Source organism: Pseudoalteromonas sp. CR1 (assembly GCF_019392235.1).
GTDB lineage: Bacteria > Pseudomonadota > Gammaproteobacteria > Enterobacterales > Alteromonadaceae > Pseudoalteromonas.
The window spans coordinates 290,244-313,077 of the sequence record NZ_JAHXRM010000001.1 but is presented as its reverse complement, the minus strand read 5'-3'; the positions used below and the strand labels follow the sequence as shown (position 1 = coordinate 313,077).

Genomic DNA, 22,834 nt, shown 5'->3' with positions numbered 1-22,834 from the left:
TAACTCTGCTGATATTCCCTTTTTAGGGTATGCTATTTATAAGGAGCATTTAATGGCTTTTGATTACGGATCAATCGATCTTGGACTAAAGAACCCTTTTAAACTGGAGGGAAAAGTAAAGGCCGTAAGAGGACTTATTGAGTCTATTGTTGGTGTCGGCCTTTTGGTCACCGCATCTGGCTCAGTAAAAGAAGATGCAACCGCAGGTTGGATTTTAATGATATTTGGCATGCTGATACTCGCACTCGGTATTCGTACCTTATCGGGCGGCATTTACGCCACACTTAAGTACTTTGTAGGCAGGAACCACCCTACATCGCTGGCATTTAACTTTAGCAAATCGCAGACATCGACTGCACAAGAAGAAAAAAACGAAGTAGCCTACACGGCACAAACATTAGAAGAAATACTTGTTGGGCGCAAAAACAGTACGTTCAAAGAGCCAAATGGCTTTTTATCTCGCTTACTGCACAGCTTAATACCAAAACTATTATTTTTGCCCTATCCAATACGTAATGTTGCACAACGTTTATTTGGCTCATGGGTTAGTACGCTGGTTGCACTTATTGCCTATGCATTAGTTGCGTTTGTGTCATTATCAGGCTTTACAGGCGAAGCAGGAGAACTCGCTTTTCCAATATATAGCGCTATTTTGATGTTTTATGTGCTGTTTTCTTGGCGCTCGTCTGGCAAACCTATTTCTCGTAATGCAGAAAAAAACATTGAAGCATTGGGCACGGGTGCGCTTGCTAAAATCATTTCTTTATCGTTTATATTACCCATTGCTATAGGCCTTTCTATGTCGTGGCTAATGCAGGAGCAACGCATTAGTAAACAACAAATAGACAACTGGCTAGAACAATTACCCAGCCTTAATGCAGGACTGTATTTAACAGCCATTATTATACTAGCCGCACTGAGTTGTGCCCTTGTATTTATAATGATTAAAGCACGTTTAAACGTAGTGACCCCTAGTGCAGAGGTGTCAGAACTTCGAGAAAACTGGCAAGAGTCTGTTCACCCAGACGAAATTTTTATAAACCTTGATAATTTAGTGATGGCAAACCGTCGTTACAAAGAAGTACCGAATAGGGTTTACCGTGAATTAGACCCTAAGCTACAAGAGCAAATTGAAGGTAAAGGCGGATTTAAAGGTGAAATGATTCAAGAAATTCAACCTAAACTGCACACTATGGATTTAGGTAGACAGTTTAGCCTTTCACGTTTAATTGCGTTAATTAGCGGTAACTTGCTCTACATTGCAGCGCTTAGCTTTACCGTATTACTTGCTTATTCATTTATTAATATTTACCACTATATTGAAGCTGCAAATATAAACACCATTGAACAAGCGTTTAATAATCAAAATATTATAGAGTTTAGTGAGCTATTAATGGCAAGTGTTCACTTATTACTGATTGGTGTATTAATTAAAGCCTTTGCACAGCTGTTAAGTAACAGTGCCCATTTGTTTTTTGCCGAAATGCAATTTGAATCTTTACTGGTGTATTTTAAATGTGAAGGCACATTTACAGAGTCCAAAATATCAACAGGTACTGGGATTCACGACAGCACACGCTCAGAAAACACCCTAGTACGCAGCAGCATAACGCCTTGGGTTATTGTTTCACGTATTGTTTCGACAACCTTTGCCGCAACAGGTATGAAAAACCTTGAACATCCTCGCCATATTATGGAAATGCACAAAGATGAAGGTCAATTACAAGCAATCAAAAAAGATGTAATCGCCTTTTTGAAAGACCGCGAATCAATTGCGTCAATAACGAGTGAACGCGATTTAGGTAATGCCTCTCAACTGCATCAGCTAAATCAGCAAACTCGCGCAATGCCTATGCAACCTGCTTTAACTAAAGACGATGAAGAAGCCGCTGGCTTTTTACGCCAAGAGGACGACTTGGCATCTAAGCCAAAAACCTAGCATTTTCAAATAAGTGCCACCTGTGTATTTGGGTGGCATTTTTTATTTACCTCAATATGCCCCACCGCTATGTAACGTCTAAATTAAACTAAAAGCTTGTAATAACATGATTAATATTTGATTAGCCCACAAAGCCCTTGCTTTATGTGCTAAAACACAAATAATGGAACATTAATCACAGGGTAAGAATGAGGAAAATGAGTTACATACTAACCACCCAATGTGCCGATGATGTGGGCTTAATTGCTAAAATTACCGGGCTTTGTCATAAAAATAACTTGAACATTACACGTAATAACGAATTTGTAGATAAAGACGCGAAACGTTTTTTTATGCGCACTGAACTGACGGGGCAACCACAAAGTGACTTTTTAGAGCAGCTACGCGCTTTATTACCTGAAGGCGCCAAGCTTGCACTGCACGACGAAGCAAAAACTAAAGTAGTGTTGCTTGCCACCAAAGAAGCACACTGCTTAGGTGGTATGCTATTAAAACAGTTTGAACAAACACTTAATATTGAAGTGCTAGCTGTTATTGCTAACTACCCTGATTTAGAACCACTTGCGAAAGGATTTGGTGTGCCATTTCATGTGGTATCGCATGTTGGGCTAAGCCGAAGTGAACATGACCAACAAGTAGGTGATTTAATTGCTAGTTATAACCCAGATATAATTGGTTTAGCCAAATATATGCGTATTTTAAGCCCTGAATTTGTAGGCCGGTTTGACGGTAAAATCATTAATATACACCACTCTTTTTTACCTGCATTTATTGGTGCAAAGCCGTACCACCAGGCATTTGAGCGCGGCGTAAAAATTATTGGTGCAACGGCTCACTTCGTAAATAATGAATTAGATGAAGGCCCAATTATTTTACAAGACGTGACAAGTGTGACTCACGCTAACACAGCTGAAATGATGGCAAAAATGGGTAAAGACGTTGAAAAAACAGTTTTTTGTAAAGCGTTGCAACTTGCTTCAGAGCACAAGCTATTTATAAATGGTAATAAAACCGTGGTGTTTAGCTAACGCGTATAAGCCTTTGTAGTTACCCCGCGTTAATTTTATAAAAAAAGCCAGCTTAGCTGGCTTTTTATTGTTCGCATATAATAAGTAATTATGGCGTGTAATATGTTGGAGACTCAGGCCCTACCGGCATGCCAAGTAAAAATACCCACACATAAAACAAAATGACCCAGCCAATAAAAAATATAATGCTGTATGGTAGCATGGTGGCAACTAGAGTACCTATCCCCATATCTTTTTTGTACTTAACAGCCACAGCAAGGATTAAACCAAAATAACTCATCATTGGAGTTATTAAGTTTGTTACCGAGTCACCAATACGGTAAGCCGCTTGAATAGTTTCTGGCGCGTACCCGATTAGCATAAGCATAGGAACAAAAATAGGCGCTGTAATCGCCCATTGCGCTGACGACGAGCCTAAGCTTAGGTTTACTAGTGCACACATTAAAATAAACAATACAAATACTTCAGGGCCTGTCAGGTTTAAAGCTTGTAAAAGCGCCGCACCATTTATAGCTAAAATAGTGCCTAAATTAGTCCACTTGAAGAATGCTACAAACTGAGCCGCAAAAAATACCAAAACAATATATAACCCCATTGAGCTCATACTTTTACTCATGGCGTTAATAACATCTTTATCGTTTTTCATAGTGCCAACAACACGACCATATACAAAACCAGGAATACTAAATGTCACAAAAATAATAACCACAATCCCTTTTAAAAAAGGAGAGCCCGCGACTTCACCCGTTGCAGGATTTCGTAAAATGCCATCGTCAGGAACTATGGTCCATGCAAGTAATAAAGAAACTGCGAGTAAAGAAATGCCAGCCCACTTTAAACCTGACTTTTCTTTTTGAGTAAGGGTATCGATGCTATTTTGCGACAGGTCAATACTGGCTTCATCTGGATTATATTTGCCTAGGCGTGGCTCAACTATTTTTTCAGTTACTAAAGTACCCAGCACTGAAATTAAAAGCACCGATATCATCATGAAATACCAGTTTGCCTCTGCGCCAACAACATAGGTTGGATCGATCATTTGAGCTGCAGGAGTTGTAATACCTGCAAGGAGCGGATCAATAGTACCTAATAATAAGTTAGCACTATAGCCCCCCGACACACCTGCAAATGCAGCGGCAAGGCCAGCTAATGGGTGACGCCCTAAGCTATGAAAAATCATCGCTGCGAGCGGAATTAAAACCACATAGCCAAGCTCTGAAGCCGTATTTGACATAATAGCGGCAAACACGACCATAAACGTAACTAAACGTTTAGAGGCGCCCATTACCATGCCTCGCATAGCCGCAGAGAGCAAACCCGAGTGCTCAGCAACGCTCACACCCAATAATGCAACCAACACGGTACCTAGGGGAGCAAATCCTGTGAAATTGGTAACAAGCCCAGCCATAATGCGTTGTAAACCTTCAGCGCTTAATAAGCTTACGACTTCAATAACGCCGTCAGCGTCGCGCCCTGGAGCGCCTACTGGGCGAGGGTCTATTGCACTTAATCCAAACCAATCTGCAATGCCGCTAAACACAACAATCGCCACTGCAAATATTGCAAATAGTGTAATTGGATGAGGCAGCATGTTGCCTAAAAATTCGACGGTGGCTAAAAACCGATTAAATAATCCCTTATTTGGGTTGTTGCTAGGTGAGTGTGTGGAGTCTGTCATACCCTGCTCTTAAAGTTATAAAATTGCCGTAACCTAGCATTATTTGTAATTTAGATCATGTTTAAAAGGTGAATGGTTTATGAGTAAAGTCAAATAACACAAAAGGAGGAATAGGTATTAAGCGTGTTTTTTCATCAGTAAAAGATAAAAAAGCATAAATGCTAAGCAGACGCTGCCTAGAGGAGTTAACCTGCGCCTGCTCTAAATTTAGCGAGTTTCAAAACATAGCCGTCAATATGCGCTTGCGCTAAAATACCAACTCAAGATAGCGGATAAAATATAACGGTAATAAATCGCTTCAAAACCCTTAAAACTACTATTGAACTGGCTCAATAGGCTCTAGTTGTAATTTAGCAGCGATAAGTACGGCTTGAGTGCGGTTATAGACACCGAGTTTTCTAAAAATTGCGGTAATGTGTGCTTTTACTGTTGCTTCTGAAATATGCAACTCATAAGCAATTTGTTTATTGAGTAGTCCTTCATGTAAATACTGTAAAACGCGGTATTGCTGAGGTGTAAGCGAAGCAACTTGCGCTGCAATTTCTCTGTCTTCACCTTCAATCTCGGCTACTTTATTTTTAAGCTCTTTCGGCAGCCACGTATCGCCTTCAAGTATTTGGTTTATAGCACTGGCAATATCGTCAGATGGTGATGATTTGGGAATAAATCCCATAGCGCCATAACCCATTACTTTAGAAACAATATTAACGTCTTCACTGCCTGAAACCACAGCAATGGGTAAACTTGGGTGCTCTTCTCGGATACGAATAAGACCATACAAATCACCATTTCCTGGCATATGAAGGTCTAGCAGTAATATATCAAGATCTTCTTGTTCGCTTAACACCTGCAATGTACTGTCAAAATCTGACGACTCGAAAACTTCAAGCCCTTCAAATTTAGAGCTCAATGCCCCCTTTAGTGCTTCACGAAATAACGGATGATCGTCCGCTATTAAAAACTGACTCATGGTTCACTCCTAAATATTCGGCTGATACTTATTCCTAAGTAACAGCCGATATACTACGTTTAGAATTAACTTGTAATCAAGCTTTTAACGCGTATTTAACGATTTAATCGATTTTCAATAAGCTCATCCACAACTGACGGATCGGCAAGTGTTGACGTATCACCTAGCTGCTGGTGCTCATTAGCAGCAATTTTACGCAATATACGACGCATTATTTTACCTGAGCGTGTTTTAGGCAAACCCGGCGACCATTGAATCATATCTGGTGAGGCTATTGGGCTAAGTTCTTTACGAACCCAATTACGAACCTCTTTTGTAAGCTCGTCACTCACCGTGACCCCTTCGTTAGGCGTAATGTAAACATAAATACCCTGGCCTTTAATATTATGTGGATAACCGACTACGGCGGCTTCGGCTACAGCTTCGTGCGCAACTAAGGCGCTTTCAATTTCGGCAGTACCCAAGCGATGCCCAGATACATTGAGCACATCATCAACACGCCCTGTGATCCAGTAATAGTCATCTTCATCACGACGACAGCCATCACCTGTAAAGTAGACACCAGGGTATGCGCTAAAGTAAGTTTGCTCAAAACGCTCATGATCGCCATAAACAGTTCGCGCTTGTGATGGCCAGCTATCTAAAATAACCAAATTACCGTCAACCGCACCTTCTAGTGTATTTCCTTCAGCATCATAAAGTGCCGGTGCAATTCCAAAAAACGGATGTGTTGCAGAACCAGGTTTTGTATCTGTTGCACCCGGTAATGGCGTGATCATAATACCGCCAGTTTCTGTTTGCCACCAAGTATCGACAATTGGGCAATTAGACTTTCCTATGCTTTCGTAATACCAGTTCCATGCCTCTGGGTTAATTGGTTCTCCTACAGAACCCAAAATGCGTAAACTATCGCGGTTTGAAGTTGCTGTGGGTTCATCACCTTTAGCCATTAATGCGCGAATCGCTGTCGGCGCGGTATATAAAATAGTGACACCATGTTTATCGACCACTTCACCCATTCTTCCTGCCGTTGGGTATGTTGGTACGCCTTCAAATACAACTTGTGTACAACCGTTGACTAGCGGTCCATATGCAATATAACTGTGCCCTGTGATCCAACCTACATCGGCGCTACACCAATATACATCGTCGTCTTGCAAATCAAACACGTACTCATGGGTCATTGACGCATAAACTAAATAACCGCCAGTTGTATGAACAACACCCTTAGGTTGGCCTGTTGAACCTGATGTATACAAAATAAATAGCGGATCTTCTGCATTCATTGGCTCCGGTTCACACTGTGCTGGTAAGTCAGCAACTAATTCGTGCCACCAAATATCGTGATCATGCCAATCAACTTCACCTTTGGTCAGCTGGTGGACAATCACATGCTCAATAGTGGTTACAGAATCTTGTAACACAGCTTCATCAACATTCGCTTTTAATGGCACGCAGTTACCTGCACGTCGACCTTCGTCTGACGTTATTACCACTTTTGCGCCTGAATCTTTTATGCGATCTGCAATTGCTGATGGTGAGAAACCACCAAAAACAACCGAGTGAATGGCACCAATTCGTGCACACGCCTGCATGGCATAAATAGCCTGTGGAGTCATAGGCATATAAATAGCAACTCGGTCACCTTTTTTCACGCCTAGCTTTTTTAAACCATTAGCAAATTTGGCAACTTCGTCATGTAATTGTTGGTATGTGATGTTTTCACTTTGTGACGGATCATCCCCTTCCCAAATAAGCGCGACTTTATCGGCTTTGGTTTTTAAATGGCGATCGATACAGTTGTAAGATGCATTTAAATAACCATCTTCATACCATTTTATACTGATGTGGCCCTTATCGAACGATGTATTTTTTACAATTGAATAAGGAGTAGACCAGTCGAGGCGTTGCCCATGCTCTTTCCAAAAGCTTTCAGGGTCGTTAATTGACTGCTGGTACATCGAATTATATTTATTTTTATCAACAAGTGTTGTGTCTTTTATATGCTTAGGAACTGGATAGATACTTTGTGACATCTTAGTCTCCGTTTTAATTACTTGCCTTGGGCTCTTAACAAGGATTACTCAGCAGTGCTTTATTAAGTATTAGACCTTAGTTGTACTCACCTACTTATTGCGTGTTTGTACTATATAATTAATAAACTTAAATATTTTTACGTAAACAATACAGGGTGTTAAATAAAGGTAACAAGAAGCTACCTAATTGTTAAACCTTAGTCTTATAGACCAATAGGTAATTGAGTAAACACTACACATAACTAAAGTATTTGTGGTGAACAATTAAGCAAACAAACCTATTGCATGCATTGTTTAAAAATTACAAAAATATTTATAAACACTAAACACACTGACAACATTTATTTTTATTCGTAATTTGTACCTGTAGCAAATATTGAGCAAAAACGAGTGAAAAATAATAAACAACAAGTAGCCTAAACAAGGGATACCAGTATGAAATTTACTCCATTAAAAACACTCGCAGCAAGCGCTGTTTTATGTGCACTATCAAGCACTTCTTATGCAGCGACGGCTGCAAAAATCGGTGACACTGAGTTCACTTACGGCGGATATATTAAACTCGACACAATGTGGAGTGATTATTCAGCGGGTGCCTCTGCTGGTACAAGTGTTGGTCGTGATTTTTATGTGCCAAGCACACTAACAGTAGGTGATGATGACAGCTCGGATGCAGTATTTGATATGCATGCACGTCAATCGCGTTTTAATTTTGGTACGTCGACTTTACTCGATAACGGCAAAAAAATTAATAGCAAAATTGAAATCGATTTTCTTGCATCAGCAGCGGGTGGTAATGAACGCGTATCAAACTCCTTCGCACCACGTATTCGCCATGCTTTTATCACCTATGACGGATGGTTATTTGGTCAAACATGGTCAAACTTTCAAAACGTGGGTGCCCTTCCTGAAACGCTAGACTTTGTAGGCCCTGCTGAAGGAACTGTATTCGTTCGCCAAGCTCAAATTAAATACACAACTGGCGCATGGTCTTTTTCATTAGAAAACCCTGAAAGCACGATTACAACAGCAGGTGGATCACGTGTTGCAACAGATGATGCGTCACTTCCTGACTTTACTGCACGATATACCCACAAAGCGGATTGGGGTAATCTTGTCGTTACCGCGCTAGCTCGCCAATTAACATATAAAGTAGGTAGTATTGATGCCGATGAAACGTCATTTGGTATTAGTGCATCGGGTATGTTTAAAGTAAGCGACGACAACATTAAATTTATGCTTACACAAGGTAAAGGGTTAGGTCGGTATGTGGGTTTAAATGTTGCTCATGGTGCCGTACTTAATGGGGATGAACTAGACGCCATTGACTCAACATCAGGCTTTGTGGCTTATCAGCATAAATGGAACAGCCAATGGCGCTCAACATTCCTTTACTCGTTCTTTTCTGCAGATAATAACACCGACTTGCTAAGTGTTTCTGGGGATCCAACCGAATCGACTCAAAGTTACAGCGCTAATATCTTATACTCGCCAGTTAAACGCCTAACGTTTGGTGCAGAGTTAAAACATGCTGAACGAGAAACCCAAAGTGGTGTTGATGGTGATTTAGACCGCCTGCAATTCTCTGTTAAATACGCTTTTTAACTTTAAAGTTTATTCAATAAATTAAGCGGCCTAGGCCGCTTTTTTATGTATTTAACCTACGTCTTTATAGCAAGCGTCTACATAACAGTTTAAGTGATTTATAAAGGGTTAAAGCGATTACAGCCTATTTATTTTTAAGGATTAGCATCCTTATTTACTCATATACCAAACAGGCTGCTGTAAATTAAACCTCAAAGCATAAGCCCCCCGCCTGGTTAAATAAAATTGAACTTGTACCAACCCGCAATACGAGTTAATCACTTTAAAGGGCTAAACGTGTCGCTACCTAGATTAATAAATTTTCATTTACGACTGCATGAATGCAGAAGGTAGAGCAATACAGGAGCAATTACCGAGAACAACTAAATAGAGAGTTTTTTGCCTAGCTATCTAGCATATCTCTCCCCCTCGCTCAAAATAGCCACTAAATTAAGTAAATTAGTATCAATAAAAAATAGCAATTAACGTAATTGCAAATCAATATCATTTAGATTAACATGAATTCCAATTTAAACTCACTGGAACCACTATGTCGTCCCCTACTATTTTACGTTTGTCAAAATTAAGCCTTGTTACCTCTTTAATTTTGTCTGGTTATACATTTGCTGATGAAGAAAATACAAAAGGTGACCCGCTAGAAAAGATAGCTGTATACGGTCAACATCATAAAAATTACATTACCGAAGAAGCACAGTCTGCAACAAAATTAGGCCTTTCAATCAAAGAAACACCACAAAGCATATCTGTTGTATCACGTGCATTAATGGACGACTTTTCACTAGACAACATTAACGCTGTGCTTGAAAGTACACCGGGTGTCACAGTAGAACAAATAGAAACAGACCGAACTTACTTCAAAGCTCGTGGTTTTGAAATAACTAACTTTCAGGTAGATGGTTTAGGTATTCCACAAAGCTCAGGTTCAATTCAAGGGACTTTAGATACGTCTATATACGACCGTGTAGAAATAGTTCGTGGTGCCAACGGCTTAATGACGGGAGCAGGAAACCCGTCCGCAACCGTTAATATGGTACTTAAAAAGCCAACTTACATAACACAAGCTCATGCATCTGCATCTTATGGTTCTTGGAATAACAAGCGTTTAGAGCTTGATGTTTCAACACCTATAAACGATGAGCACGCTGTACGCGCTGTATTTACTAAGCAACAAGCCGAGTCATACTTAGATCGTTACGAAACAGATAAAACAATTGGTTATTTAGCCTACGAAGGCAAAATAACAAATGACACAACGCTTAGCCTTAACTACGTTAATCAACAAAAAGATGCCGACAGCCCACTTTGGGGAGCATTACCACTTTATTATACTGATGGCTCAGCCACAGATTACGATTCATCTACCAGCACCGCTTCTGACTGGTCATACTGGGACAATAGCGCTGAGCAAGTTTATGTAACCCTTGAACAAAATTTGTCGACTACATGGGTTGCAACGGCTCGTTATGCACACATTAAAAACGAGCAGGACTCAGAGCTTTTTTATGTATACGGTACACCAGATAAAGAAACAGGACTTGGCTTAACGGGTTACGCTAGTCGTTATGATTACGAAGATAAACACGATCTGTTTGATTTATACGCCAGTGGTAAGTTTGATTTATTTGGCTTAGAGCACGACCTATCGTTTGGGGTAAGCCAAGCCAATATGGATTATACCGAACAGTCACTCTACGATTATACTACAGGCAATGGCTTTCCTGCCATGCCGTCACTTGATTCATGGGATGGAGTAGCCCCAGAGGCAACACTTGCAGACGGTTTAAACGGTAGTGACATTGAAAACAAACAACAATCAGCTTATGTCTCAACTCGTATAAAACTAAGTGCACCACTAAGTATACTTGCGGGCGTTCGTTATACAGACTGGGAAACAAAAGGCACAGCATATGGTGTAGTGCAAACACGTGATGACAGCGAAGTAATCCCCTATTTTGGTGCTGTTTACGACTTTACTGAATCACTTTCGGCTTATGCAAGCTACACCGAAACGTTCGTGCCACAAAACGAACTTGATATAAACGCAGAACAACTTGCGCCAATTACAGGTAAAAGTAGTGAAATAGGTTTAAAAGCACAGCTTTTAGACGATCAAGTGTTTTTAACTTTAGCATATTTTGATGCTAAGCAAGAAGGGCTTGCAGTCGCACTTCCTGATTCACTACCAAGTGATACACGCTACTACGGTGCCGAAGGTATTAACAGCGACGGCTTTGAAATAGAACTAAGTGGGAAACTTACCGAAGACTTAAGTGCAAGCATAAGCTTTAGTAACCTGAGTATTGAAGGTGATGATCTAGTAAAAGACTACACCCCAGAGAACCAATTAAAGGTGGCCGCTACTTACCAAGTACCGCTTGTTGAGGGTTTAACATTTGGCGCAAACTACCGCTGGCAAGATTCCGTTAGCCGAGTGCAAGTATCAGATCCAACGGGGGCAGCGCTTGTAACAACAAACCAAGGTGCTTACGGTATTCTTGATTTAATGGCTAACTACAAAATCACTCAAAACGTAGGGATTACTTTTAACATTAATAACACCACTGACGAAAAATACTTACATAGCCTATATTGGGCGCAAGGTTACTATGGCGCGCCACGCAACTACGCCCTATCGGTTAATTGGCAGTTATAAAGCAAATTAAACGTCTTTTTATAACTTAATTTAAACGACACATACTCTGTGTCGTTTTTTTTTAATTTGTAATAGCACCCGCAATAATAATTTAAGAAATCAACCTGATGCTATTTGGACTTCCTTTCACAAACATAGCTCAGCTAGTTAAACGAATCGTTATTATTCATTTAATAGATGTTTAAACATAAAAAAACGCTAACCATTACTGGTTAGCGTTTTTATAAAGCTCGGGTCAAATCAAGCTTAGAGAACATTGTAAAGCTTAAAGGTCGCCTTCATCACCTAGCACATCTTCACCGTCTTCTGGCTCAATTGTCGCTTTAAGCAATAACATATCGCGTAGTTTGCCTTCAATTTCGTTCGCAATTTCTACATTTTCTTTTAGGAATTTGATCGAATTATTTTTACCTTGGCCTACCTTGTTGCCATTGTAACTGTACCAAGCACCTGCTTTTTCAACAATTTTGTGCTTAACACCTAAATCAATTAGTTCACCTTGCTTAGAAATACCTTCACCATACATGATGATAAATTCGGCTTGTTTAAACGGAGGCGCTACCTTATTTTTAACAATTTTAACACGCGTTTCATTACCAACAACTTCATCGCCTTCCTTTACAGAACCAATTCTGCGTATATCAATACGAACTGACGCGTAAAACTTAAGTGCGTTACCACCGGTTGTTGTTTCAGGGTTACCGAACATTACACCAATTTTCATACGAATTTGGTTGATGAAAATACATAACGTATTAGAACGTTTAATGTTACCCGTAAGCTTACGTAATGCTTGCGACATTAAACGTGCTTGTAAGCCCATGTGCGAGTCGCCCATGTCGCCTTCAATTTCAGCTTTTGGTGTAAGTGCAGCAACAGAATCGACAATAACCACGTCAACCGCACTTGAACGTACTAACATGTCACAAATTTCTAGCGCTTGCTCACCCGTATCTGGTTGAGATACTAAAAGCTCATCAATGTTAACACCTAGTTTTTGTGCATATACTGGATCTAGAGCATGCTCAGCATCAACAAAGGCACATGTTTTGCCTTCTTTTTGAGCCTGTGCGATAACTTGCAAAGTCAGCGTAGTTTTACCTGATGATTCAGGACCATACACTTCTACAATACGACCCATTGGTAAACCGCCTATGCCTAAAGCAATGTCGATCCCTAGTGAACCTGTAGATACGGCGTCAATATTTAGGGCTTTGTTGTCACCCAACTTCATGATTGATCCTTTACCAAATTGACGCTCAATTTGTGATAGGGCTGCATCTAACGCTTTTTGTTTATTATCGTTCATTTTGTTCTCCAAATCCGGCTAATGCGAACAAGTATACTGTATGAAATCACAGTATCAAGCAAAATTTATAACTTTATCTTTTCAATCGCAATTTTTAATGAAAATTCAATAGCTTGAGCTCTTATACTTGCCCTGTCGCCACTAAATATATGCTTAAATGTAAATTGTTTATCTGCAATTTGTAGGCAAAACCATACAAAACCTACAGGTTTATCTTGTGTTGCTCCACCCGGCCCAGCTATACCCGATATAGCAATAGCAACGTCAGCATTAGCGATATTTTTTGCACCCAGCGCCATTTCTTTTACTGTTTGCTCGCTCACAGCACCATATTGCTCTAACGTATTCGTCGCTACATTGAGTAATTCGTGCTTCGCTTCATTACTATATGTGACAAATGCGCGCCCTAAATATCCAGAGCTACCGGGGGTATCTGTGAGGGCATAACTGACCCCTCCCCCCGTACATGATTCAGCAGTAGTGATCCATAAGCATTTATCCGTTAAAATAGCACCTAATTGCGCAGCAAGTGTTTTAATCTCTTGATGTAATTCCATATTCAGCCTTTGGGTAAATACATGTCGTTTGATCTTTTTGCACCACACACTATAAAACAACAAACCCCTATGATGCAGCAGTATCTAAAAATAAAATCAGAGCATCGCGATATTTTATTGTTTTATCGTATGGGTGATTTTTATGAGCTTTTCTTTGACGACGCAAAACGTGCAGCGCAATTACTCGATATTTCGCAAACCCAGCGCGGCAAAGCCGGTGGCGACCCAATTCCTATGGCAGGTGTGCCTTATCATGCCGTAGAAAACTACCTAGCTCGTTTAGTACAAATGGGCGAATCTGTTGCTATTTGTGAACAAGTTGGCGACCCCGCAACCAGTAAAGGTCCTGTTGAGCGAAAAGTAGTGCGTATTGTAACACCGGGCACCATTTCGGATGAAGCGCTGCTACAAGAGCGACAAGACAATCTACTGACCAGTGTTTGGCAAAATAAAAAGGGCCAATACGGAATCGCTTACCTTGATATAAATTCTGGTCGTTTTAACATTGTAGAGGTAAGTACCGATGAGGCATTTTGTTCAACTCTACAGCGTTTGTCACCAGCAGAACTTTTATATAGCGAAAGCTTTGAAAACACCCATTTGATTGAGCATATCAAAGGCGCTCGTCGCCGCCCTGAATGGGAGTTCGACTTAGATACGGCCCAGCACTTATTATGCGATCAATTTGGTACAAAAGATTTAGTCGGCTTTGGTGTAGATAAAGCACATACTGCACTCGTAGCCGCCGGCTGTTTAATGCAATACGTAAAAGATACACAACGAATTGCTTTACCTCACATTCGCGCCATTACGCTTGAACATAACGAGCATGCTGTTATTTTAGATGCCGCAACCCGTAAAAACTTAGAGCTTACTGTTAACCTATCTGGCGGGTTTGAAAATACGCTTGCCCAAGTACTTGATAAAACCGCTACAGCAATGGGATCGCGCTTATTAAAACGCCGAATCCATACGCCAGTTCGTAATAAAAATGAGCTTAATTCTCGCTTAAATGCCATTAGCGCAATTTTAGACGTACAGCTTTGCGGCGAATTACATGAATCATTAAAAGATATTGGTGATATAGAGCGTGTAATAGCGCGTTTAGCATTATGCACTGCACGCCCAAGAGATTTAACACGCTTGCGCAGTGCACTACAGGCACTTGCACCACTACATAACTTATTAAATGATGCGAGCGACCCGCGCATAGCGAGTATTATCAAACACTCGCCAGAGCTACCTGAATTACAAGTATTACTAGAGCGTGCTGTTATTGATAATCCACCAGTACTTATTCGTGATGGGGGCGTAATTGCACCTGGTTATAATAGTGAATTAGATGAGTGGCGTAACCTAAGTAAAGGTGCTACGGACGTACTTGAGCAGCTTGAACAACGCGAACGTGAACGCACAGGTATTAGCACATTAAAAATTGGCTATAACCGAGTGCACGGCTTTTTCATAGAAGTAAGCCGTGCTAATTCTCATTTAGTACCAGCTGATTACATTCGTCGCCAGACGCTTAAAAATAATGAGCGCTATATTATTCCTGAGCTTAAAGAGCATGAAGACAAAGTACTTGGCAGCCAATCAAAAGCACTCGCGCTTGAAAAACAACTATACGAGGAGTTATTTGAATTTATAGCACCTCACATTGAACAGCTTCAAATAATGGCCGCATCGCTTGCTGACTTAGATGTGCTAAACAACTTAGCAGAGCGCGCCTTTGCGCTTAATTATGCTAAACCAGAGTTATGCGACAATGACAACATTAGCATTACACAAGGCCGTCACCCCGTTGTAGAGCAAGTAATGAAAGAACCCTTCATTGCAAATCCTGTAGAGCTTAATAGCCAGCGCAAAATGTTGATTATTACAGGTCCAAATATGGGTGGTAAATCAACCTATATGCGCCAAACAGCGCTTATTGCACTCATGGCGCACATTGGCAGTTATGTGCCTGCTGATAGCGCGAAAATAGGTAATATAGACCGTATATTTACGCGTATCGGTGCAAGTGATGATTTAGCCTCTGGCCGCTCAACCTTCATGGTTGAAATGACCGAAACCGCCACTATTTTAAATAATGCGACAGCGCAGTCGTTAGTGTTAATGGATGAAATTGGGCGAGGAACAAGCACCTACGACGGGCTTTCGCTTGCGTATGCCACGGCCGATCATTTAGCATCAAAAATTTCAGCTAAAACACTATTTGCAACACACTACTTTGAACTTACAGAGCTTGCAGAGCAAACTCAAGGCCTTGTAAACGTTCACCTAGATGCAATAGAGCATAATGACACAATCGCATTTATGCATACCGTGCTAGACGGTGCAGCAAGCAAAAGCTTTGGTCTACAAGTCGCCGCTCTTGCAGGCGTACCTAAAGCTGTAATTGCGCAAGCTAAACAAAAACTTAAGCTACTCGAAAACCATCAAAGTGTAACGGCGCCTAATACAGAACAACAAACATTTTCATTTAATAACGAAGCGATTATTGAGCCTTCACAAGTGGAAGAACAGTTAAAGTCAATTGATCCAGATAACTTAACACCCAGACAAGCTCACGAATTGCTTTATAAATTAAAAACATTGCTTTAAGTTTGCCTTGTAAAAAACATAAAAAAGCCGAAGATTAATTTCTTCGGCTTTTTTATTCCAGCCCAGTAAGGCCTTACATTTACTATTAAGAAAATTGGTTAAATAAGCTATCAGTGCTTAACCCTTCTTGTTGCAAAATATCTTTTAAACGACGTAGTGCTTCGACTTGTATTTGTCTTACTCGCTCTCGTGTTAGGCCTATTTCCCGGCCTACATCTTCAAGTGTAGATGGCTCGTAGCCGAGTAACCCAAACCTGCGAGCGAGCACTTCACGTTGCTTGAGGTTTAACTCTCCTAACCAATCAACAATGTGCTTATTAATTTCGTTGTCTTGTACTTCACCTTCTGGACCATTGCCTTTTTCGTCAGGTAAAATATCTAGCAGAACGCTATCGTTTTCGCCACCAATAGGCATATCAACCGAGGCTATTTTTTCGTTTAAACGTAGCATTTTGGTTACGTCTTCAACTGGCTTATCTAAGCACTCAGCTATTTCTTCAGCAGTTGGTTCATGGTCGAGCTTTTGGGTTAGCTCTCGTGCTGTACGTAAGTAAACATTAAGCTCTTTCACTACATGGATAGGCAAACGAATGGTGCGTGTTTGGTTCATAATGGCACGTTCAATTGTTTGACGTATCCACCATGTTGCATAAGTTGAAAATCTAAAGCCGCGCTCAGGGTCAAACTTTTCAACAGCGCGAATTAACCCTAAGTTACCTTCTTCAATTAAATCGAGTAGTGCAAGTCCACGGTTATTGTATCTACGGGCAATTTTAACAACTAAACGTAAATTGCTTTCAATCATGCGTTTACGAGAGGCTTCGCAGCCTTTTAAAGATTTGCGAGCAAAAAATACTTCTTCTTCTGCGCTTAATAATGGAGAGAAACCTATTTCACCTAAGTAAAGTTGTGTGGCATCAAGGTTTTTAGTAACTTCTTCTTTTGCAAATATGTCTTCGTCATCTACTTTTTCAAGTAACGGTGTTGCTTCTTCAACGGTGTTTTCATCAAACTTGTCGTCATTGCTAATATTTTTTTCAATTTTTGCTGCATTAGCCATAAGCCTTCTCCAGAGCAATTATCAATACCTAAAATCTAAGGAAGGTATTTAGCAGGGTTGACAGCTTTCCCCCGGTAACGAATTTCAAAGCGAAGCGCGGTAACCGAAGACTCTGAATTTCCAATTTCTGCTATTTTTTGTCCTGCCTTAACTTTTTGCTTTTCTTTTACAAGTAATTTCGAGTTATGTGCATAAGCACTTAGATAATCATCATTATGTTTCAAAATGATTAAATTACCGTACCCTCGAAGCGCGTTACCCGCATACACCACCGTTCCTTGTGCAGCGGCTAAAACTGAAGCCCCCATTTTATTAGTAATTTGTAAGCCTTTATAGCCGTTTTCCTTATTAGAAAAGCGTTTGGTAATTTTGCCCTTTGCTGGCCAAAACCACGCTAATTTACCGCTCGATAACTGCTTTTGGTTACTAACTTTATTACTGGCTTGTTTTTGAACATACTCTCGTTTTTTTGGCTGATCAAGTCCTTTCTTTAATTTTTTGTTATTATTTTGTGTGTTTTTTCTAGACTTTTTACTCAAATTCGTATAATTTTTTGAGCCTTTTATTTTTTTGCTCGTGGATATCAGGGATATTGACTGGCCGGGGTATATAACATAAGGGCTTGAAATTAAATTATTTTCAGCAATTTCTCTAAAATCCTTCCCTGCGCTAAACGCGATAGAATAAAGCGTATCGCCTTTTTGTACTGTGTATTTGCCACCCGCAATGTTAATTAAATGATTTGAGCCATTAACATTATTATTTAAACTACTAACAGGAGCCGGAACGTGGCGAGATGAACAACCAAAGAGAAAAACACTAATGAACAAAGCAACATAAAGTATAAATTGTTTATTCATCGTACTTTTCTCCATGTTTAAATAACGCTATTTTATGTAGCTTAACGCAATAAAAAGTACGCAACAGCAATTAATACCACTAATGCCCAGCCAAGCACTTCAATATATTGACGTAATTTTTTCTCCATTTGCGCTCCACCCCATTTCATAAGCGCTGCAACCAGAAAAAATCGGGCGCCGCGCCCAATTGCTGAAGCGATTAAAAAGGGGAAAAATGCCATCTGTAAAACGCCAGCACCAATTGTAAATACTTTATAAGGTATGGGTGAAAAGCCAGCTAAAAATACCACCCAAACGCCATACTCTTTAAACCAATTTAACGCTACATCAAACTTTTCTTGCCAATGCATTTGTGCAATTAGCGGCTCTACAACAGGTTCAAAAAGCCAAAACCCAAGTAAATAACCAATTACACCGCCCAAGACAGAAGCAATGGTGGTAAAGCTTGCAAAACGCCACGCCTTGCTAGGTTGTGCCAGCGACATTGGCGCTAACATTACATCTGGTGGGATTGGAAAAAAAACAGACTCAGCAAAACTCATTCCTGCTAAATAACGCTCCGCATGACGGTGCTTTGCCCATACTAGGGCCATATCGTACAACTTAGTAAACAACTTCAAAGTGAATTCCTATTCAATATCACCAGGTACCAAAGGTACAAATCTTACTGGTGCAATAACATGTTCTGTAAAGCTTTCGCCCTTTCGAATAACCATTGTTAACTTTTGCTCAACTTCACCAATCGGCGCTAATAATACACCGCCATCGGCTAATTGACTTAACAAGTCCTGAGGTAAGGTAGCAGCCGCAGCCGTAACAATAATACCGTTAAATGGTGCTTGAGATTGCCAACCTTGCCAGCCATCTCCATGTTTCATTGTTACATTGTATAAATCAAGCTGCTGCAAGCGACGTTTTGCTTGCCATTGCAGTGCTTTTATACGCTCTACCGAGTAAACCTTAGTAAACGTTTTAGCAAGCACCGCTGTTTGATAGCCAGAGCCCGTGCCAATTTCTAATACTTTATCGCGCACACCCGCAAGTCTTAGTAGCTCAGTCATACGGGCAACAATATAGGGCTGTGAAATAGTTTGTCCTTGCCCTATAGGTAGCGCAGTATTTTCATAAGCTTTATGTTGCAACACATCATCAATAAATAAATGACGCGGTATATTTGCAATAGCATCAAGTACACCTTGATCCTCAACGCCTTCACGTTTAAGTAAATCTGATAATACTTTCGCGCTGCGTGTGTAATTAGCAAGCACGGTTTATTTCCAAATCAGATAACCAGTTTCCAAGGGCATTTATGCTGTCGTGCGCTGTCATATCAACGCTTAAAGGTGTTACAGATGCAAAGCCATTATTAATGGCATAAAAGTCTGTTCCTTCGCCTGCATCACTCTCTGTGCCAAGCGAGCCATACCAATAGATACTTCGTCCCCATGGATCGGTTTGCTTGGTCATGGTTTCGGCTTTATGCCGAGCACCTAAACGCGTAACCTGCACACCTTTTAACTCGCTTAGCGGAACATCAGGCACGTTAATATTAATGATTTGATCTTTTGGTAATGGGTGCGATGCAAGCTCTTTAATAATATTGACTGTGACCGCTGCAGCTGTTTCGAAGTGCTCGCCATGGTGTGAGCAAAGGGAAACCGCAATTGCAGGCAACCCTAAATGACGCCCCTCAGTAGCAGCGGCAACGGTGCCAGAGTAAAGCGTATCGTCACCTAAGTTGGCACCATGGTTAATACCTGCCACTACTAAATCTGGTTTTTCTGAAACCAATTGATTAACACCTAAATGCACACAATCGGTAGGTGTGCCATTGACCGATATGAATCCGTTTTCTAGCGGTGTTGCCCGCAATGGGTTCATTAATGTTAGCGAGTTACTCGCACCACTGCAATTACGGTCTGGTGCCACCAAAGTGACGTCTGCAATTTGCGTAAGTGCGTTATATAAAACCGCTATGCCTTTAGCATTAACGCCATCATCGTTACTTAACAGTATTTTCATTTATGCCATCATCCTTTTCTTTTCGCTCTTTGGGACTTGCATCTTTATAGTCCACCAGCTCACGTAATAACGCGGTGGCAAAACACCCTTTGGGTAAACCAAAACTGAGCTTAAGAGTCGTGTCATCTAGCGTTTCTACAGCTAAACTATCAGGAATCAAACGCAACATTCTGCGCTCATTTTTAAGCCCTAACTCACCTAAGCCATCGCACCATGCTTGATACGGTTTAAGCCATATTTTTTCTTGCTCAGTTAACCCTTTATCACTTTTACCAGCCATTGGTGCCGACATAACTATATCGCCAGAAGCTAAACGTTCTATGTTTTCGTCATTAATCGCATCTTCAAAAAACGCATTACTACCACTGAGCATAAACACTTCGCGATGCATCGTTTTAGCCAGACCGTGCTCTTTTACACGTAAACTTACAAGCTGATTAAAAATATGTGAACGCGCAGCTGAAATAATAATACCGCGTAACTTTTTATCGCGAATACGCTCGCCAGCAAACATTTTTTCGGCCATCACTAAATTATGACCATCGCGACCAAAACGCTGCTCGCCAAAATAATTAGGTACACCTGCGCGAACCGCGTTTATGCGGCATAATATATCAAGCGGCTCGGTTACATTACGAAGGGTAATGGTAAATTTATTGCCTTTGTGGCAACCCGTTCGTAGCTTTCGCTCATGGCGCTGCTGAGATACTACAAAAATACTCTCGCTGTTCAGCTCTGTAAAATCTATGTGCTTTTTAATTGGCACTTTTACACTAAACCATTGGCTACACACACCATGGCGATCTTTCATGCCTGCATAACTTACTTCACGGGGCGATACCCCGGCCTTTTGAGCGATAATTTTAGCCACGTATTGTGTATTTTCGCCCTTTTTAACCACCTGTAAGCATACATGCTCACCACTACCAGTAAACTCAATACCCAGCTCTTCATCCACCATAAAGTCTTCAGCAATGGTTTTAAAATCAGCTTTAGAAAGTGGCGCACCGTATAAATAATTTAAGTCGCTCATGCGTTTGTTGTACTCGTAGGTTCTTTACTCATAATAACCACTGCATGACTAGAAATACCCTCTTTGCGCCCTTCAAAACCGAGCTTTTCGGTTGTGGTAGCTTTAACATTTATTTGGCTAAGATCGCAGTTTAAATCGCTGGCTAAATTTACGCGCATAGCCTGTATGTGCGGTAGCATTTTTGGTGCTTGTGCCACAATAGTTACATCGCCATTACCTAAAACATAACCTTGGTCTTTAGCTAATTTAACAACATGACGAAGCAAAATACGGCTGTCTATATTTTCATATTCGCTCGCTGTATCAGGAAAGTGCTTACCAATATCCCCCATAGCAAGTGAACCTAAAATAGCATCACATAATGCATGAATAGCTACATCGCCGTCAGAGTGTGCTAAAAAGCCTTGCGGGTAATCAATTTTTTCACCACAGATAGTTAACGGGCCTTCGCCGCCAAATTTATGAACGTCAAAACCATGGCCAATTCGTATCATACTGCGCTCTCGTTTTGTTGTTTATTTAATAAAAACCCCGCCAAAGCTAAGTCTTCTGGCGTGGTTATTTTAATATTATCGCTACGACCCGCTATCAGTTTTACTGGTTTGTTTACCCACTCAATAGCACTGGCTTCGTCAGTAATAGTTGCGCCATTTTGTAACGCATTTTGTAGCGCATCTTTAAGATCATTGTACTTAAAAAATTGAGGCGTGAGCGCTTGCCATAAGTCATCTCTTGGTACGGTTTGCTTTGAGTGTGTACCGCCACGTTTAATGGTATCTTTTACTTTACTGGCTAAAATCCCGCCTTCATTTGCACTAAGGCACTCATTAATCAGGCGCTCTATATCTGTTATATCTACCAGCGGGCGCGCTGCATCGTGCACTAATACCCAATCTGGTGGGTTAGGTGCTAAAAATAACAAACTATTTAGCACTGAGTCAGCTCGCTCTTTTCCACCAGTAGCTCGGACAATACGAGCATCTGTTAGTGGTAAGTCGTCAAAGTATGGATCTGTATCACTGAGGGCAACAACAATAGCTTGTAGTTGTGGTAATTGAGATAGTTTAGTTAGGGTGTGTTCTAAAATTGTTTTACCCGCTAATTGTATATATTGTTTAGGTGCATTGTGCTGCATTCTGCTGCCTACACCCGCTGCGGGTACAATCGCGACTATGGTTTGTTTATTTCTCATATTGGTTACCCGGTAAAACACGAATAAATGTTTCGTCCGGTTTAATCATTCCTAATTCGTTGCGAGCACGTTCTTCAATGCCTTCAAGGCCAAGTTTTAAATCTTCTATATCGGCTTTAAGCACTTTATTACGTTTTATTAGCTTTTCGTTCGTGTCTTGGTGGGTTGCCACCGCGCCTTTTAAGCGCGAGTAGTCTTGCACACCATTTTGACCAAACCATAACCTGTATTGAACAAACAGTGCTAAGCACAGTAAGCAAACTTGAAAAACACGCATTTAACACTCCT

General features: G+C 40.7%; 19 protein-coding genes. 5 read left to right on the top strand and 14 right to left on the bottom strand.

What is annotated here, in order from left to right; genetic code table 11:
* Positions 1-52 precede the first annotated feature (52 nt).
* The gene (locus KZZ04_RS01475; protein WP_219421555.1) at positions 53-1,939 is read left to right on the top strand and encodes a hypothetical protein; all 1,887 of its coding nucleotides are present in this window, start codon (positions 53-55) and stop codon (positions 1,937-1,939) included.
* 197 nt (positions 1,940-2,136) lie between these two features.
* Positions 2,137-2,967 carry a formyltetrahydrofolate deformylase gene (gene purU / locus KZZ04_RS01470; protein WP_058403013.1) on the top strand — a complete coding sequence of 277 codons (831 nt, stop codon included), beginning with the start codon at positions 2,137-2,139 and terminating at the stop codon, positions 2,965-2,967.
* Positions 2,968-3,055: 88 nt separating this feature from the next.
* On the opposite strand, the gene KZZ04_RS01465 is transcribed toward purU, so the two are convergent.
* The 3 genes from KZZ04_RS01465 to acs form a co-directional block, all read right to left on the bottom strand.
* Positions 3,056-4,645: an AbgT family transporter gene (locus tag KZZ04_RS01465; protein WP_219421553.1), complete on the bottom strand. Its 1,590-nt coding sequence runs from the start codon at positions 4,643-4,645 to the stop codon at positions 3,056-3,058.
* A gap of 316 nt (positions 4,646-4,961) precedes the next feature.
* Positions 4,962-5,615, bottom strand: coding sequence for a response regulator transcription factor (locus tag KZZ04_RS01460; RefSeq protein ID WP_219421551.1), 654 nt, complete (start codon positions 5,613-5,615; stop codon positions 4,962-4,964).
* A 95-nt stretch (positions 5,616-5,710) separates the two neighbouring features.
* Positions 5,711-7,651 (bottom strand): acetate--CoA ligase, encoded by a 1,941-nt coding sequence (gene acs / locus KZZ04_RS01455; protein ID WP_058403016.1) that lies wholly within the window; start codon positions 7,649-7,651, stop codon positions 5,711-5,713.
* A gap of 435 nt (positions 7,652-8,086) precedes the next feature.
* Between acs and KZZ04_RS01450 the strand changes: the two genes are divergently transcribed.
* Entirely contained in the window at positions 8,087-9,256 is a 1,170-nt protein-coding gene (locus tag KZZ04_RS01450; RefSeq protein WP_219421549.1) for a DcaP family trimeric outer membrane transporter, read from the top strand.
* A gap of 529 nt (positions 9,257-9,785) precedes the next feature.
* Entirely contained in the window at positions 9,786-11,909 is a 2,124-nt protein-coding gene (locus KZZ04_RS01445) for a TonB-dependent siderophore receptor (RefSeq protein WP_219421547.1), read from the top strand.
* A gap of 265 nt (positions 11,910-12,174) precedes the next feature.
* Here KZZ04_RS01445 and recA read toward each other — a convergent pair whose 3' ends face one another.
* Complete coding sequence (gene recA / locus KZZ04_RS01440; protein WP_058403019.1) at positions 12,175-13,218, bottom strand: recombinase RecA; 1,044 nt, start codon at positions 13,216-13,218, stop codon at positions 12,175-12,177.
* Positions 13,219-13,283: 65 nt separating this feature from the next.
* Positions 13,284-13,775 (bottom strand): CinA family protein, encoded by a 492-nt coding sequence (locus KZZ04_RS01435; protein ID WP_219421545.1) that lies wholly within the window; start codon positions 13,773-13,775, stop codon positions 13,284-13,286.
* Between the two features lie 21 nt (positions 13,776-13,796).
* On the opposite strand from KZZ04_RS01435, the gene mutS reads away from it, so the two are divergent.
* Positions 13,797-16,379 (top strand): DNA mismatch repair protein MutS, encoded by a 2,583-nt coding sequence (mutS, locus tag KZZ04_RS01430; RefSeq protein ID WP_219421540.1) that lies wholly within the window; start codon positions 13,797-13,799, stop codon positions 16,377-16,379.
* Positions 16,380-16,464: 85 nt separating this feature from the next.
* Here the strand turns inward: mutS and rpoS are convergent, their stop codons facing one another.
* Genes rpoS through ftsB form a run of 9 tightly spaced genes read right to left on the bottom strand, consistent with a single transcriptional unit; the run spans position 16,465 to position 22,823 of the window.
* Complete coding sequence (gene rpoS, locus KZZ04_RS01425) at positions 16,465-17,439, bottom strand: RNA polymerase sigma factor RpoS (protein ID WP_058403022.1); 975 nt, start codon at positions 17,437-17,439, stop codon at positions 16,465-16,467.
* Positions 17,440-17,474: 35 nt separating this feature from the next.
* Positions 17,475-18,299: a peptidoglycan DD-metalloendopeptidase family protein gene (locus KZZ04_RS01420; protein ID WP_058403023.1), complete on the bottom strand. Its 825-nt coding sequence runs from the start codon at positions 18,297-18,299 to the stop codon at positions 17,475-17,477.
* Positions 18,300-18,340: 41 nt separating this feature from the next.
* Positions 18,341-18,919: a YqaA family protein gene (locus KZZ04_RS01415; RefSeq protein ID WP_058403024.1), complete on the bottom strand. Its 579-nt coding sequence runs from the start codon at positions 18,917-18,919 to the stop codon at positions 18,341-18,343.
* Between the two features lie 9 nt (positions 18,920-18,928).
* Positions 18,929-19,567 (bottom strand): protein-L-isoaspartate(D-aspartate) O-methyltransferase, encoded by a 639-nt coding sequence (locus KZZ04_RS01410; protein WP_058403025.1) that lies wholly within the window; start codon positions 19,565-19,567, stop codon positions 18,929-18,931.
* Positions 19,557-20,321 (bottom strand): 5'/3'-nucleotidase SurE, encoded by a 765-nt coding sequence (gene surE, locus KZZ04_RS01405; protein ID WP_058403026.1) that lies wholly within the window; start codon positions 20,319-20,321, stop codon positions 19,557-19,559. The genes KZZ04_RS01410 and surE overlap by 11 nt, the downstream gene beginning before the upstream one ends.
* The gene (truD, locus tag KZZ04_RS01400) at positions 20,302-21,354 is read right to left on the bottom strand and encodes a tRNA pseudouridine(13) synthase TruD (RefSeq protein WP_058403027.1); all 1,053 of its coding nucleotides are present in this window, start codon (positions 21,352-21,354) and stop codon (positions 20,302-20,304) included. The genes surE and truD overlap by 20 nt, the downstream gene beginning before the upstream one ends.
* Positions 21,351-21,848 (bottom strand): 2-C-methyl-D-erythritol 2,4-cyclodiphosphate synthase, encoded by a 498-nt coding sequence (gene ispF, locus KZZ04_RS01395; protein WP_138528871.1) that lies wholly within the window; start codon positions 21,846-21,848, stop codon positions 21,351-21,353. The genes truD and ispF overlap by 4 nt, the downstream gene beginning before the upstream one ends.
* Positions 21,845-22,546 carry a 2-C-methyl-D-erythritol 4-phosphate cytidylyltransferase gene (gene ispD / locus KZZ04_RS01390; protein ID WP_058403029.1) on the bottom strand — a complete coding sequence of 234 codons (702 nt, stop codon included), beginning with the start codon at positions 22,544-22,546 and terminating at the stop codon, positions 21,845-21,847. Before ispD ends, ispF begins: the two co-directional genes overlap by 4 nt.
* A complete protein-coding gene (ftsB, locus tag KZZ04_RS01385) occupies positions 22,536-22,823 on the bottom strand; it encodes a cell division protein FtsB (RefSeq protein ID WP_006791955.1) in 288 nt (95 codons plus the stop codon). The genes ispD and ftsB overlap by 11 nt, the downstream gene beginning before the upstream one ends.
* Positions 22,824-22,834: the final 11 nt, after the last annotated feature.

Coding starts and splice junctions, on each gene's coding strand:
- KZZ04_RS01435 (WP_219421545.1), bottom strand. CDS start 13,775: ATGGAATTACATCAAGAGATTAAAACACTTGCTGCGCAATTAGGTGCT.
- ispF (WP_138528871.1), bottom strand. CDS start 21,848: ATGATACGAATTGGCCATGGTTTTGACGTTCATAAATTTGGCGGCGAA.
- recA (WP_058403019.1), bottom strand. CDS start 13,218: ATGAACGATAATAAACAAAAAGCGTTAGATGCAGCCCTATCACAAATT.
- KZZ04_RS01475 (WP_219421555.1), top strand. CDS start 53: ATGGCTTTTGATTACGGATCAATCGATCTTGGACTAAAGAACCCTTTT.
- KZZ04_RS01460 (WP_219421551.1), bottom strand. CDS start 5,615: ATGAGTCAGTTTTTAATAGCGGACGATCATCCGTTATTTCGTGAAGCA.
- acs (WP_058403016.1), bottom strand. CDS start 7,651: ATGTCACAAAGTATCTATCCAGTTCCTAAGCATATAAAAGACACAACA.
- surE (WP_058403026.1), bottom strand. CDS start 20,321: ATGAAAATACTGTTAAGTAACGATGATGGCGTTAATGCTAAAGGCATA.
- KZZ04_RS01445 (WP_219421547.1), top strand. CDS start 9,786: ATGTCGTCCCCTACTATTTTACGTTTGTCAAAATTAAGCCTTGTTACC.
- purU (WP_058403013.1), top strand. CDS start 2,137: ATGAGTTACATACTAACCACCCAATGTGCCGATGATGTGGGCTTAATT.
- truD (WP_058403027.1), bottom strand. CDS start 21,354: ATGAGCGACTTAAATTATTTATACGGTGCGCCACTTTCTAAAGCTGAT.
- ispD (WP_058403029.1), bottom strand. CDS start 22,546: ATGAGAAATAAACAAACCATAGTCGCGATTGTACCCGCAGCGGGTGTA.
- ftsB (WP_006791955.1), bottom strand. CDS start 22,823: ATGCGTGTTTTTCAAGTTTGCTTACTGTGCTTAGCACTGTTTGTTCAA.
- KZZ04_RS01420 (WP_058403023.1), bottom strand. CDS start 18,299: ATGAATAAACAATTTATACTTTATGTTGCTTTGTTCATTAGTGTTTTT.
- rpoS (WP_058403022.1), bottom strand. CDS start 17,439: ATGGCTAATGCAGCAAAAATTGAAAAAAATATTAGCAATGACGACAAG.
- KZZ04_RS01450 (WP_219421549.1), top strand. CDS start 8,087: ATGAAATTTACTCCATTAAAAACACTCGCAGCAAGCGCTGTTTTATGT.
- KZZ04_RS01465 (WP_219421553.1), bottom strand. CDS start 4,645: ATGACAGACTCCACACACTCACCTAGCAACAACCCAAATAAGGGATTA.
- mutS (WP_219421540.1), top strand. CDS start 13,797: ATGTCGTTTGATCTTTTTGCACCACACACTATAAAACAACAAACCCCT.